Origin of the sequence: Geothrix sp. PMB-07 (genome assembly GCF_030758935.1) — a bacterium.
GTDB lineage: Bacteria > Acidobacteriota > Holophagae > Holophagales > Holophagaceae > Geothrix.
Genome location: NZ_CP132333.1, coordinates 4131906 through 4143773 on the forward strand (window position 1 = coordinate 4131906; position 11868 = coordinate 4143773).

11 protein-coding genes and 1 tRNA gene are annotated in these 11868 nt (G+C 67.4%); 8 read left to right on the forward strand and 4 right to left on the reverse strand.

The window, feature by feature from the left end; translation table 11 throughout:
- Both Q9293_RS18095 and Q9293_RS18100 read left to right on the forward strand, forming a co-directional pair.
- Entirely contained in the window at positions 1-2124 is a 2124-nt protein-coding gene (locus Q9293_RS18095) for a beta-galactosidase (RefSeq protein WP_306248937.1), read from the forward strand.
- A 62-nt stretch (positions 2125-2186) separates the two neighbouring features.
- The gene (locus Q9293_RS18100) at positions 2187-3374 is read left to right on the forward strand and encodes a DNA-binding transcriptional regulator (RefSeq protein ID WP_306248938.1); all 1188 of its coding nucleotides are present in this window, start codon (positions 2187-2189) and stop codon (positions 3372-3374) included.
- Between the two features lie 22 nt (positions 3375-3396).
- Here the strand turns inward: Q9293_RS18100 and Q9293_RS18105 are convergent, their stop codons facing one another.
- The gene (locus Q9293_RS18105; RefSeq protein ID WP_306248939.1) at positions 3397-4221 is read right to left on the reverse strand and encodes an AraC family transcriptional regulator; all 825 of its coding nucleotides are present in this window, start codon (positions 4219-4221) and stop codon (positions 3397-3399) included.
- Positions 4222-4326: 105 nt separating this feature from the next.
- On the opposite strand from Q9293_RS18105, the gene Q9293_RS18110 reads away from it, so the two are divergent.
- The 6 genes from Q9293_RS18110 to Q9293_RS18135 all read left to right on the forward strand — a co-directional run bounded on the left by Q9293_RS18110 (position 4327) and on the right by Q9293_RS18135 (position 9325).
- On the forward strand, positions 4327-4872 hold the full coding sequence (locus tag Q9293_RS18110) for a carboxymuconolactone decarboxylase family protein (RefSeq protein WP_306248940.1): 546 nt from the start codon (positions 4327-4329) through the stop codon (positions 4870-4872).
- Positions 4873-4932: 60 nt separating this feature from the next.
- Positions 4933-5529 (forward strand): pyridoxamine 5'-phosphate oxidase family protein, encoded by a 597-nt coding sequence (locus Q9293_RS18115; RefSeq protein ID WP_306248941.1) that lies wholly within the window; start codon positions 4933-4935, stop codon positions 5527-5529.
- Between the two features lie 103 nt (positions 5530-5632).
- The gene (gene uraA / locus Q9293_RS18120; protein WP_306248942.1) at positions 5633-6925 is read left to right on the forward strand and encodes a uracil permease; all 1293 of its coding nucleotides are present in this window, start codon (positions 5633-5635) and stop codon (positions 6923-6925) included.
- A 27-nt stretch (positions 6926-6952) separates the two neighbouring features.
- Positions 6953-8371 (forward strand): NCS2 family permease, encoded by a 1419-nt coding sequence (locus Q9293_RS18125; RefSeq protein ID WP_306248943.1) that lies wholly within the window; start codon positions 6953-6955, stop codon positions 8369-8371.
- A gap of 18 nt (positions 8372-8389) precedes the next feature.
- Entirely contained in the window at positions 8390-9223 is an 834-nt protein-coding gene (locus tag Q9293_RS18130) for an outer membrane protein OmpK (RefSeq protein WP_306248944.1), read from the forward strand.
- A gap of 25 nt (positions 9224-9248) precedes the next feature.
- Positions 9249-9325 (forward strand) — tRNA-Arg (locus Q9293_RS18135).
- A gap of 211 nt (positions 9326-9536) precedes the next feature.
- Here the strand turns inward: Q9293_RS18135 and Q9293_RS18140 are convergent.
- The 3 genes from Q9293_RS18140 to Q9293_RS18150 form a co-directional block, all read right to left on the reverse strand.
- Positions 9537-9698, reverse strand: coding sequence for a hypothetical protein (locus tag Q9293_RS18140; RefSeq protein ID WP_306248945.1), 162 nt, complete (start codon positions 9696-9698; stop codon positions 9537-9539).
- A 347-nt stretch (positions 9699-10045) separates the two neighbouring features.
- Positions 10046-11017, reverse strand: coding sequence for an electron transfer flavoprotein subunit alpha/FixB family protein (locus Q9293_RS18145; protein WP_306248947.1), 972 nt, complete (start codon positions 11015-11017; stop codon positions 10046-10048).
- Positions 11017-11805: an electron transfer flavoprotein subunit beta/FixA family protein gene (locus tag Q9293_RS18150; RefSeq protein WP_306248949.1), complete on the reverse strand. Its 789-nt coding sequence runs from the start codon at positions 11803-11805 to the stop codon at positions 11017-11019. Before Q9293_RS18150 ends, Q9293_RS18145 begins: the two co-directional genes overlap by 1 nt.
- Positions 11806-11868: the final 63 nt, after the last annotated feature.

Sequence of the window (11868 nt, forward strand, 5' to 3'; positions counted from 1 at the left end):
ATGCGGAATCGAAATCGCGTTCTCACAGCCCTGCTTGCAGCCTTCCTGGGTTGGCCCAGCCCCGCCCAGGGGCCCGCGAGGCCGAAGGCCTTCTTCCCCAAGGCCGACCTCATGCCCGTGGGGGTCTACTACTACCCTGAGCAGTGGCCCCGTGAGCAGTGGGCGCGGGATCTGCGGAACATCCGCAAGCTGGGCTTTGATTTCACGCACTTCGCCGAATTTGCCTGGACCTACCTGGAACCCAGCGAGGGGCACTTCGACTTCACCTGGCTGGACACGGCCATCGCCGAAGCCCATGCCGCGGGCCTCAAGGTGATCCTCTGCACCCCGTCCCCGGCGCCCCCCGCCTGGCTGGGCGAGAAGCACCCGGACATCTACCTGGTGGGCCCGGATGGACGGCGCCGGGAGCACGGCACCCGGGCCAACTGTTCGCTTTCCAACCCCCGCTTCAATGCCTCGGTGGATCGCATCGTCACGGCCCTGGCCCGACGCTATGGACACGACCCGCGCATCTGGGGCTGGCAGGTGGACAACGAGCCCGGTGCCGAGCCGGACTTCAGCCCCTCGGCCCGGCTGGCCTTCCAGCGCTGGCTGAAGCAGCGGTACGGCACGGTGGCCAAGCTCAATGAGGCCTGGGGCGGCAGCTTCTGGAGCCTGCGGTACGCCTCCTTCGGCGAGGTGCGCCCGCCCTCCGGCGTGGCCGGAGAGGACAAGCCCAGCCCCCACGCCCTGCTGGATTTCCAGCGCTTCACCGCCGACACCCAGGCCGCCTTCCTGGACCGCCAGGCCGCCCTCCTGAAGCGCCACTGCCTGCCCACCCAGTGGGTGACCACCAACTACACCAATGTGACCCAGGGCAGCGATCCGCGCCGCACACGCACCATCGACTTCCCCACCTTTACCTTCTACCCCGTCTCCGGCAGCAACGCCCTGGGCGGTGAGACTTTCCGGCTCGGAAACCCCTACCGCATGGCCGAGGCCCTGGACTATTTCCGGCCCATCGCCGGCACCACGGGCGTCATGGAGCTGCAGCCCGGGCAGGTGAACTGGGCACCCACCAACCCCAAGCCCGCGCCCGGGGCCGTCCGCATGTGGATCTGGCACGCCTTCGGGGGCGGCGGTTCTTTCGTGTGCACCTACCGCTACCGCCAGCCCCGCTTCGGCAGCGAGATGTACCACGAGGGCATCGTGGGCCTGGATGGCCTCACTCCCAGTCAAGGTGGCGCGGAATTCATCCAGGCCATGCAGGAGCTGCAGGCACTGAAGCCTGAATTCGACACCTCGGCCGCACTGCCCCCGAAGCTCGCCGCTCGGCGCACGGCCCTGCTCTGGAGCCACGACAACTTCTGGGATCTCGAGCTGCAAAAGCAGAGCGAGGGCTGGTCCACCTGGCGGCACCGCAGCCTCTACGCCGTCGCCGTGAAATCCACCGGGGCGCCCATGGATTTCATCCGCGAGACCGACGACTTCAGCGCCTACCCCTTCCTCGTGGCCCCTGCTTACCAGCTGGCCAGCGCCTCGCTCATCGACAAGTGGCGGCACTACGTGGAAGGCGGCGGCCACCTCATCCTCAGCTGCCGCACTGCCCAGAAAAACGAGCTGGGCCAGTTCCCCGAAGCCCTCCTGGGCAGCCGCCTGGACAGCCTCATCGGGGCCCGCCTCCAGGGGTTCGACATGCTGCCCGGCAACGCCACCGGCAGCGTGCGCTCCGAGGGTCAGGCCCACACCTGGCGCGCCTGGGGCGACCTGCTCCGGCCCGCGGAGGGTACGACCTCCCTGGCCACCTATGCCGACGCGTTCTACGCCGGTGCTTCGGCTGCCACCACCCAACGCCTGGGCAAGGGCACAGTCACCTACATCGGCGTGGAATCCCTCGAAGGCGCCCTGGAGCGCAGCCTGGTGCGGGGTGTCTACCAACGTGCGGGCGTGGCCATCGACAACCTGCCCAAGGGAGTCTATGTGGAATGGCGGGATGGCTTCTTCGTCGGGGTGAACTATGCCGCCAGCGCGGCGGCGCTTCCCCTCCCTGCTGGCAGCCGTGTGCTTCTTGGCCAGAATCCCCTCGAACCCTCGCAGGTATTGGTGTGGAAAGAGGTCGCCCCTTCCCCGGCCGGGTCGCCATGACTGGCGGCCGACGACGACCCGCCATCCCGGACGCGGCGCCCCCCGCTCCGGAGCTGGTACCAGTGCGTACTCCCCGCATCGCCCTGCTGGTGGAGACCTCCCTGGCCTCGGGCCGGGACATCCTGTGCGGCATTGCCAAGTACGCCCGCCACCACGGCCCTTGGGCCCTCTACCACGAGCCCCGCAGCCTGGCCGAGGGGTTGCCCGCCTGGCTCCGCCATTGGCAGGGCGACGGCATCATCGTGCGCGTGCAGGACGCCACCATCGCCGAGGCCGTGCAGGCCACAGGCCTGCCCGTAGTGGACGTGCTGGGCCTGGTGCCTGACACCGGCCTGCCTCTGGTGCACGTGGATGACCGGCGCATCGCCGGACTGGCGGCCTCCCATCTCATCGAGCGGGGCTTCCATCATTTCGCCTTCCTGGGCATCCAGGCAGAGAACTGGTCTGAGCAGCGGCGGGAGGGCTTCCGCCTGTCCCTGCCCGGCGCCCCGGACCAGCTCCCCTGCTTTGAAGTGCCGCGCCAGCTCATGGATCGCACCCCCTGGGAAACCCAGCTCGAGGCCCTGGCGCGCTGGCTGACTCAGTTGCCCAAGCCCATCGGCATCATGGTGGCCAGCGATCAGCTGGGTCACCACCTGCTGGAGGCCTGCCGCAGGGCCCGCATCCTGGTGCCGGATGATGTGGCCGTGGTCAGCGTCGACAACGACGAGACCCTCTGCGAAGTCTGCAACCCGGCGCTGTCTTCGGTGGAGGCCGGTCACCGCCTGGTGGGCTACAAGGCCGCCGAGCTGCTGGACCGCCTGCTGCGGGGCGAGGCCGTCCCTTCCCAACCCGAGCGGGTGGAACCCCACGGCGTCATCGTCCGCGCCTCCTCGGATGTGCTGGCCACCCCGGACCGCCAGGTGGCCACCGCCCTGCGCATCATTCGGGACCAGGCCTGCACCGGCCTGTCGGCCGCCGCCCTCGTCGCGCGCATCCCCACCTCGCGCAGCGTGCTGCAGCGGCGCTTCCGCACCGAGACCGGGCGATCCATCCAGCAGGAGATCATCCAGGTGCGCCTGAACCACGCCCGGCGCCTGCTGGCGGAAACGGACCTGCCCCTGGTGGAGGTGGCCGAGCGCTCCGGCTTCAAGCACCGCGAGTACCTGGGCGCCATCTTCAAGGCCCACCTCGGGAAATCCCCCGCCGAGTACCGCCGCGAGGTGGCCCTCAAGGGGGCCGAGGGCCTGCGCCTCGCCGAAGGCGATTGAGCTTGGCCGAAAGCGATTCAACTCAGCCCCGCTGCCCCTGGAGCCAGGCCCGGGGGGACTGGCCTGTGAGCTCGCGGAAGGCGCGTGACAGCGCCGTGGAGCTGCCATAGCCCACATCGAAAGCCACCACCTTCAACGGAATGCCACGCGCCAGGCGCTCCTGGGCGGTGGCGATGCGGAAGCGGGCGAGGTGCTCGCCGGGCGTGAGGCCCAGGGTCTGTTTGAACAGGGCCGCGAAGGCGCTGCGCGACATGCCCGCCGTGGCCGCCAGATCCTCCAGGCTCCAATCCCGCGCGGGCTCGGCGTGCACCGCCATCAGGGCATTCCGCAACTGAGGGTGAACGAGGCCCGCCAGCAGGCCCGCGTGGGTGTGCCCGGCCAGGAGCGCCTGGCGGACAAAGTGCACCATCACCACCTCGCAGAGGCGGTCCACCACCGCCTGTCGGCCCTCCGCGCCCGCGAAGGCTTCCTGGAAGATCAGCTCGGCCAGCGGCCCCACGCGATCCACCCCCAGGTGCATCACCTCGGGCAGCGCCAGGGCCAGGGGGCAGCCCACGCCAGTGCCAAAGGTGATGGTGGCGCAGACGAGGTCGAGCCCCTCCGGGCCCTCTGGAACGAGGTGGTGCGGGAGGTTGCGAGGGTAGAAGAGCAGCCCCGGGCCCTCGATGCGCAGGGCCTTGCGGCCGCCCTGGTAGCGGATCTCGCCCCGGCCCGCCTTCACCAGATGCAGGTGCCCGTGGTCCTTGGGCTGGTCGAAGCTGGCCACGGCGCAGAGGTTGCCCGTGAAGAAGGTCTGGGCGTGGAGGCGGAAGCGCTCGAAGAGGGGCTGGAGGGCGTCGGACGACATGCCTGGACTCCGGGTCTGCTTTCTCGGACCCTCAGTCACCTTCGGGTGGAACCAGGGTGCCACTTTTGGAGGGTGCACGGTGCACCCCATTCCCCAGGAGCCGCCATGGCCACCATCTCCCCCCTCGATTCCACCCAGGCCACCCCCGAGGTCGCCGCCATCCTCCAGGCCGTGAAGGCCAAGCTGGGCCGCGTGCCCAACCTCTTCCTCACCCTCGCCAAGGCCCCCGCCGCGCTCAAAGCGTATCTCGGCGCTTCCGAAGCCATCGGCACCGGTCGCCTGGACGCCCCCCAGCGCGAGGTCATCGCCCTGGCCGTGGCCGAGGCCAACGGCTGCGACTACTGCCTGGCGGCCCACAGCGCCATCGGCAAGATGGTGGGCCTGGATGCCGACACCCTGCTGCAGGCGCGGTCCGGCGTGCCCGCCAACCCGCGCCACGCGGCCCTGGCAGCCTTCTCCCGCGCCGTGGTCCGCGAGCGCGGCCAGGTCTCCGCCCTGGATGTGCAGGCCGCCCGTGAAGCTGGCCTGGACGACCAGGACCTGCTGGAAGTCGTGGCCAACGTGGCGGTGAACATCCTCACCAACTACACCAACCATGTGGCGGGCACCGAGGTGGACTTCCCCAAGCCCGCCGCGCTGACCCACGCCTGAGGCTTGCCCCACCGGGCCCCTCCACCCCTGGAGGGGCCCGCTTTCCCAGGAGGACGGACCATGGCATCCCGCTTCATGGACCTCATGCTCACCCCGGACGTGAAGGCCGCCCAGGCTCGCTACTACGGGCGCAGCCAGTCCCGACCCACCACCACCGGGCCCGATCCCCTGGGCCCGGACGAGGCCGCCTTCATCGCCGAGCTCGACAGCTTCTACCTGGCTTCGGTCAACCCGGAGGGCTGGCCCTATGTGCAGCACCGGGGCGGCGCCAAGGGGTTCCTGAAGGTGCTGGGCCCACATGAACTGGGCTTCGCCGACCTGAAGGGCAACCGACAGCTGCTCACCACCGGCCACGTCTCGCGCGATGCGCGGGTCTGTCTCTTCCTCATGAGCTACCCCCTGCAGGCCCGACTGAAGATCCTAGGCCGGGCCGAGGTGCTCAGCGCCCAGGAGCACCCCGAGCTGGCCAAGACCCTCATCCCCGCGGGCCTGGAACGGGCCACCGAGCGACTGTTCCGGATCCGGGTGGAAGCCTTCGACTGGAACTGCCCCCAGCACATCACCCGCCGCTTCACCGAGGCCGAGATCCAGCAGGCCATCCGCCCCTTGCAGGCGCGCATCACGGAACTGGAGGCCCAACTGGCCCAACGGATGTGATGCCCGCCCACGGGCCCCTGTGGAAGAATCCTGAGATCCATCCTGACGGCGCCTCACCCAGCCCTTCCGTCTGGATGCCTGGATCCTTCCCTGCGAGGTCCCCATGTTGCGCCGCACCATCGACGTCGACGAGCGCCTGCCCCTGGCGCAGACCCTTCCCCTGAGCCTCCAGCACCTGTTCGCCATGTTCGGCGCCACGGTGCTGGTGCCCTTTCTGTTCAAGGTGAACCCCGCCACCTGCCTGCTCATGAACGGCATCGGTACGCTGATCTACCTCATCGTGGCCAAGGGCCGCATCCCGGCCTACCTGGGTTCGAGCTTCGCGTTCCTCTCCCCCGTATTCGCCGTGCTGGCGGCGGGGCTGAGCTATTCCGCCGCCCAAGGCGGCTTCATCGTCTTTGGCCTCATCTTCATCCTGCTGTCACAGGTCGTGCGCTTCGTGGGCACCCGCTGGATCGACATCATCTTCCCGCCCGCGGCCATGGGCGCCATCGTGGCCATCATCGGCCTGGAACTGGCCCCCGTAGCCACCAACATGGCCGGTCTCACGGCGGGTCCCGCCGTGCTGGGCATGCCGCTGCGTCTGGCCCTGGTGGTGTCGCTCTCCACCCTGGCGGTGACCATCCTGGCCTCCGTGCTGCTGCGGGGCTTCCTCGCCGTGATTCCGGTGCTGCTGGGCGTCATCGCGGGCTATGTCCTGTCTCTGGGCCTGGGTGTGGTGGACCTGCAGACGGTCCGAACGGCGCCCTGGTTCCAGGTGCCCACCCTGTATGCGCCCACCTACAACCTGCAGGCCATTCTGCTCATCCTGCCTGCAGCCCTGGTGGTGCTGGCCGAACACGTGGGCCACCTCGTGGTCACCGGCAACATCGTGGGCAAGGATCTGATGAAGGACCCAGGCCTGCACCGTTCCCTGCTCGGGGACGGCCTCTCCAACGTGTTGTCGGGGCTGGTGGGCGCCACACCCAACACCACCTACGGTGAGAACATCGGCGTCATGGCCATCACCAAGGTCTACAGCGTGTGGGTGATCGGCGGCACGGCCTGCATCGCCATCCTGGTGTCCTTCTCCGGCAAACTGGCGGCCCTCATCCGCAGCATCCCCGTGCCGGTCATGGGCGGCGTCTGCATCCTGCTCTTCGGCGTCATCGCGGCGGCGGGCATCCGCATGCTCATTGAGAAGAAGGTGGACTACACCCAGTCCCGCAACCTCATCCTCACCTCCGTGGTGCTCATCAGCGGCATCAGCGGGGCCGCCGTGAAGCTGGGGGCGGTCGAGCTCAAGGGCATGGCCCTGGGCACGGTGGTGGCCATCGCTTTGAGCCTGCTGTTCTGGGCCTTCGACCGCCTGGGCCTCAGCCAGGACCAGGTGGAACCCTCTGACACGCAGCACTGATTCCCTTTCCCATTTCCGGAGGACGACATGGAACGGTTGTTCGGACTGAAAGCCAAGGGCACCACGGTGGCCACGGAGGTGCTGGCCGGCACCACCACGTTCATCTCCATGGCCTACGTGATCTCGCTCATCCCCAACGCCTTCCTCAAGGTGGCGGGCATCGCACCGGCGCAGGGCTTCACGGCCTTCCTGGTCTGCGCCATCCTCTCGACCCTCATCGGCGCCTTCTACGCGAACCTGCCCATCGCCTTCGCCTCGGGCATCGGCCTCTCCGCCTTCTTCGCGTTCACGGTGTGCGCCCCGGCCAACCAGGGCGGCATGGGCTACACCATCCAGGTGGCGCTCACGGCCCTGCTGCTGGAGGGCATCGTCTTCATCTTCCTCAGCGCCATGAAAGTGCGCGAGGCCTTCATGGACGCCATCCCCTTCTCGCTGAAGAAGGGAATATCGGTGGGCATCGGGCTCTTCATCGCCATCATCGGTTTCGTGGATTCCGGCGTCACCCAGGTGGGTCTGAAGTTCGACGCGGACACCATCTTTCCCGTGCTGAAGAACGATCCGGCGGCCCTCTTCGGCTTGCACGACGTGAACAACCTGTTCATCGCGAAATTCTGGGATCACGGTCACCTGACCCCGGCCTTCTGGAGCGTGGTGGGCCTCTTCCTCATCGCCGTACTGGTGGCCCGGCGCGTGAAGGGCGCCATCCTGCTGGGCATCCTGGCCATCACCCTGGTGGGCCTGCTGCCCGTCTCCTTTGGCGGCGGCTTCACCCACCTCCCCACGGGCACCCTCTTCCAGCTGCCCGCCTGGCCCAAAATGTTCCAGTACGACTGGAGCTGGACGAAGTCCCTGGGCGGCATGGTGAACATCTTCATCATCCTGTTCACCCTGCTCTTCGTGGACATGTTCGACACCATCGGCACGCTCATGGGGATCGGGGCCCAGGGCAAGCTGCTCGACAAGGAGGGCCGCTTCCCCGGTGCTTCCAAGGCCTTCATGGCCGATGCCGTGGGCACCACCTTCGCCTCCATGTTCGGCACCACCGCCATCACCGCTTACATCGAGAGCGCCTCGGGCGTGGCCGAGGGCGGCAAGACCGGCCTCACGGCCCTGGTGGTCGCGGGCTGGCTGGCCCTGGCCCTCTTCCTATCCCCCCTCTTCCTCATGGTGCCCCTGCAGGCCACGGCCCCGGCCCTGATGATGATCGGGTTCTTCATGCTGTCGGAGATCAAGGAGATCGCCTTCGACGACATCACGGATGCCATCCCCGCCTACCTCGCCGTCATCGTGATGCCCTTCACCTTCTCCATCGTCAACGGCATCGCCCTGGGCATGATCGCCCACACCGTGCTGAAGGCTGCCACCGGGCGCTTCAAGGAGGTCAACGGCATCGTCCTCGCGCTGTCCCTGGTGTTCCTGCTCAAGCTCCTCTTCCTGTCGGCCTAGTCCCCTTCCGGAGTTCCCATGACCAAGCTCGCCCTCACCCTGCTCGTCCTTGCGGCACTGCCCCTGTCGGCCTCCGACTGGAGCGACACCCTCATCGGCTACCGCACCAGCAGCCAGTTCCGGGAACCCGGCATCGACGGCACCCTGAACAAGGACATCCTCCAGCTCAGCCACGCCAGCGGCTGGGCCTATGGATCGAACTTCTTCAATGTGGACATGCTCATGTCCGACAAGAACGATCCCGCCGCCAACGGCAAGACCGGCGCCAACGAAGTCTACGTGGCCTACCGCGGCGCCCTGAGCTTCGGCAAACTCAGCGGCAAGGACCTCTCCTTCGGTCCCGTGCGCGACATCTCCGTCACGGCGGGCTTCGACTTCAACTCGAAGGACAACGCCTTCGCCTCGAAGAAGCGCTTCCTGGTCTTCGGGCCCACCTTCAACCTGAAGGCCCCGAGCGGCTTCCTCGATCTGGGCCTCTGGGCCTGCCACGAGCAGAACCAGAACGGCATCGTGGGCAAGGCCGTGGACTACAAGACCACCTACTACATCTCGGCGGCCTGGGGCATGCCTTTCGAGCTGGGCGGCGTGGGTGCCGAGTTCAAGGGCTTCGCCAACTATGAAGGCGCCAAGGGCAAGGATGGCTTCGGCGTGGACACCAAACCGGAAACCCTGGCCAACCTCTTCCTCATGTTCGACGTGAGCCCCGTCTTCGGCGCCAAGAAGAAGGTCTACATCGGAGGCGGCCTCGAATACTGGAACAACAAGTTCGGCGTCCCCAACAGCGACGCCCCCGCCCCCGGCACCAACAAGCGCGTCACCGCCCCCATGCTGCAGGTGCAGGTCCACTTCTGACCGAACCCGCTAAACTATCCCCTGCGCGCCCATAGCTCAGGTGGATAGAGCAGCAGCCTTCTAAGCTGCAGGTCGCTGGTTCGAGTCCAGCTGGGCGCACCAAGTGCGCCCAGCTGGACTCGGGCCAGCGAGTGGGCTTGTGGAGACAGCGCAGGGCGCTGTCGGAGCAAGACCGGTGGCTGGCGCAGCCAGACACAGTTCGAGGCCAGCGCGACATGGGTCGGCGCCCATCACGCGCTCAGCGGAGCCTGGACCAACTGCTGGAATCGCGGAGACAGCGGGGGAGCGGCGTCATGCTGCACCCATCCGTGCATCAGGCCCTCCCCTTCTCCCCGAAGGCCTGCTCCAGCAGCTTGCGTGCGTCCACACAGATGGGGCAAAGGCAAATCGACCGCGAGGCCGACTTCGCATGCTCCATCATGAATCGCCGCAGCAGGGCCAGCAGCTTGGCATTCGGAATGGATTCCGGGGACACAGCAACTCCGTGGGCGGGCGCAACAAACCAGGACCCAGCCTTCATCCTGGCAGCAGGCAGGCCGTGCCTGACACATGTGTTCTGTTGCAGAAGGGATGCCAAGCCTCTGGCAGCGCCCTTTTCGGGCGGACTTCACCCAGCAACACGTAGACGATCCGGGCCTCTTTCATCAACCGGATGTGTTCGTTCCACCACCACCTCATGCATTCGTTTCCACACCGACATGCCTCCGCATATTCCAGGCAGGCTGTTGCCGCAGAATGGCCAGAAGCACAGTCAAGGCGCGATTCCCTGAACGCAGAGAAGCCCGGCATCCGCCGGGCCTCTCTGGTCATCCATCGATCCTGCTATTTGGCCTTCTGAATCTGCTCGGTGAGTTCGGGAAGCAGTTCCAGGAGGTCGGCCACGACACCCACCTGGGCCGCCTGGAAAATGGGGGCTTTGGGGTTCTTGTTCACGGCCACGATGAAGGGGCTGCCCTTGAGGCCGCCGAGATGCTGGAAGGCGCCGCTGATGCCCAGGGCCAGGTAGATCTTGGGCTTGACGGTCTGGCCCGAGGTGCCGACCTGGCGGCCCTTGTCCAGCCACTTGGCATCCACGATGGGACGGGAGCAGCAGACGGTGGCGCCCATGGCTTCGGCCAGTTCCTCCACCAGCGACAGGTTGTCCTGCTCGCCGATGCCGCGGCCCACGGACACGAGCACGTCCTCACGGGTGATGTCCACGTCGCCCGCTTCGGCCTGAACCACTTCCAGGAAGCGGCGGCGGGCGGTGAGCCCCGCGGCCTCGGCGGATTTGTCCACCACGGTGCCGGAGGCCGAAGCCGGGGCCGGCGCGAAAGAGCCGGGACGGAAGCTGATGACCAGGCCCTTGGAGGCGTCGGCCTGCACGTGGGCCGAAACCTGGCCAGCGAATTCCTGGCGCACGACCTTGACCAGAGAACCCTCGACGCCATCCGCGCCCACCACGTCAGGCAGGTAGGCGGCGCCCAGCTTCACGGAGAGGCCAGGGCCCAGGTCGATGCCCAGCGTGCTGTGGGACAGCATCACCACGGCACCTGCGGGCAAGACCTTCGTCAATAGAGGGCGGATCAGCTCGGCATTGGGGTAAGCCAGGGATTCCTGGTTGAAGCTCCAGACCTCAGGGAAAGCCGCGGCCACTTCGGTGGCAACGGCGCTGAGGGTGGGGCCCGAACCCAGGACGAGCGCCGTGGGAGTGCAGCCGGGGAAAAGGGTCTGGGCAGCGCTGAGCAGTTCCAGGGCAGCGTCATCGGCCTTGCCACCGGCGTGGGGAATGAGTGCGAAAACTTGGGTAGCCATCAGTTGATCCCTCCCTTGGCCTTGAGGAGCTCCACCAGCTGGGCGGCCACTTCCTTGGTGCTGCCCGTCAGCATCTCAGCGCCGGCACCGGCCACGGGGACGAAGTAGTCCACGCGCCGCACCTTGGCGGCAGCCTGACCCACGGCGGCGGCATCCACGCCCAAAGCGGCGGCGTCGAGCACCGGGATTTCCACAGAAGCCACCTTGCGGATGCCGCGGAGGCCCACGTAGCGGGGCTCGTTGATGCCGGTCTGGATGGAAAGGACGCAGGGGGTGTCGATCTCGTTCAGCTCCTGGCTGCCGCCTTCGATCTCGCGGCCGATGCGCAGGGTCTTGCCCGCCACTTCCACCTTGTTGACCAGGGAGGCGTAGGGGTAGTCCAGCAGGGCCGCCAGCATGCCGCCCACCTGGGCCGCACCGTCATCGGCCTGAGCGCCGGTGAGGACGAGGTCGTAGCTGCCCTTCTGCACGGCGGCCTTCAGGATGGTGGCCACGCCGAGACCATCGGAACCGGCGAAGGCGTCATCGACCAGCATGAGGCCCTGCTCGGCACCCATGGCCATTTCGCGGCGCACGGATTCCTCGATCTCCGAGTCGCCCAAGGCGACCACGGTCACGGAGCCGCCTTCGCGCTCCACGATCTGGATGGCCTCTTCCACCGCGTAGTTGTCCCACTCGTTGACGGCGTAGACCAGGTCCTCGCGGCTGATGTCAGCCCCGCCAGCGGCCACGCTGATCTCGTTCTCCGCCGAATCGGGAACGCGTTTCACACACACCAGAATGTCCATGCGGTGTCCTCCTTACGTTTGAGTCTGACGCAGCGGCTGGGCTTCGCCCAGTCGCTGCGTGGG

Excerpts from the sequence above, each read along its gene's own strand:
- Q9293_RS18095 (WP_306248937.1), top strand. The coding sequence starts at position 1 with ATGCGGAATCGAAATCGCGTTCTCACAGCCCTGCTTGCAGCCTTCCTG.
- Q9293_RS18105 (WP_306248939.1), bottom strand. The coding sequence starts at position 4,221 with ATGTCGTCCGACGCCCTCCAGCCCCTCTTCGAGCGCTTCCGCCTCCAC.
- Q9293_RS18110 (WP_306248940.1), top strand. The coding sequence starts at position 4,327 with ATGGCCACCATCTCCCCCCTCGATTCCACCCAGGCCACCCCCGAGGTC.
- Q9293_RS18115 (WP_306248941.1), top strand. The coding sequence starts at position 4,933 with ATGGCATCCCGCTTCATGGACCTCATGCTCACCCCGGACGTGAAGGCC.
- uraA (WP_306248942.1), top strand. The coding sequence starts at position 5,633 with ATGTTGCGCCGCACCATCGACGTCGACGAGCGCCTGCCCCTGGCGCAG.
- Q9293_RS18125 (WP_306248943.1), top strand. The coding sequence starts at position 6,953 with ATGGAACGGTTGTTCGGACTGAAAGCCAAGGGCACCACGGTGGCCACG.
- Q9293_RS18130 (WP_306248944.1), top strand. The coding sequence starts at position 8,390 with ATGACCAAGCTCGCCCTCACCCTGCTCGTCCTTGCGGCACTGCCCCTG.
- Q9293_RS18145 (WP_306248947.1), bottom strand. The coding sequence starts at position 11,017 with ATGGCTACCCAAGTTTTCGCACTCATTCCCCACGCCGGTGGCAAGGCC.
- Q9293_RS18150 (WP_306248949.1), bottom strand. The coding sequence starts at position 11,805 with ATGGACATTCTGGTGTGTGTGAAACGCGTTCCCGATTCGGCGGAGAAC.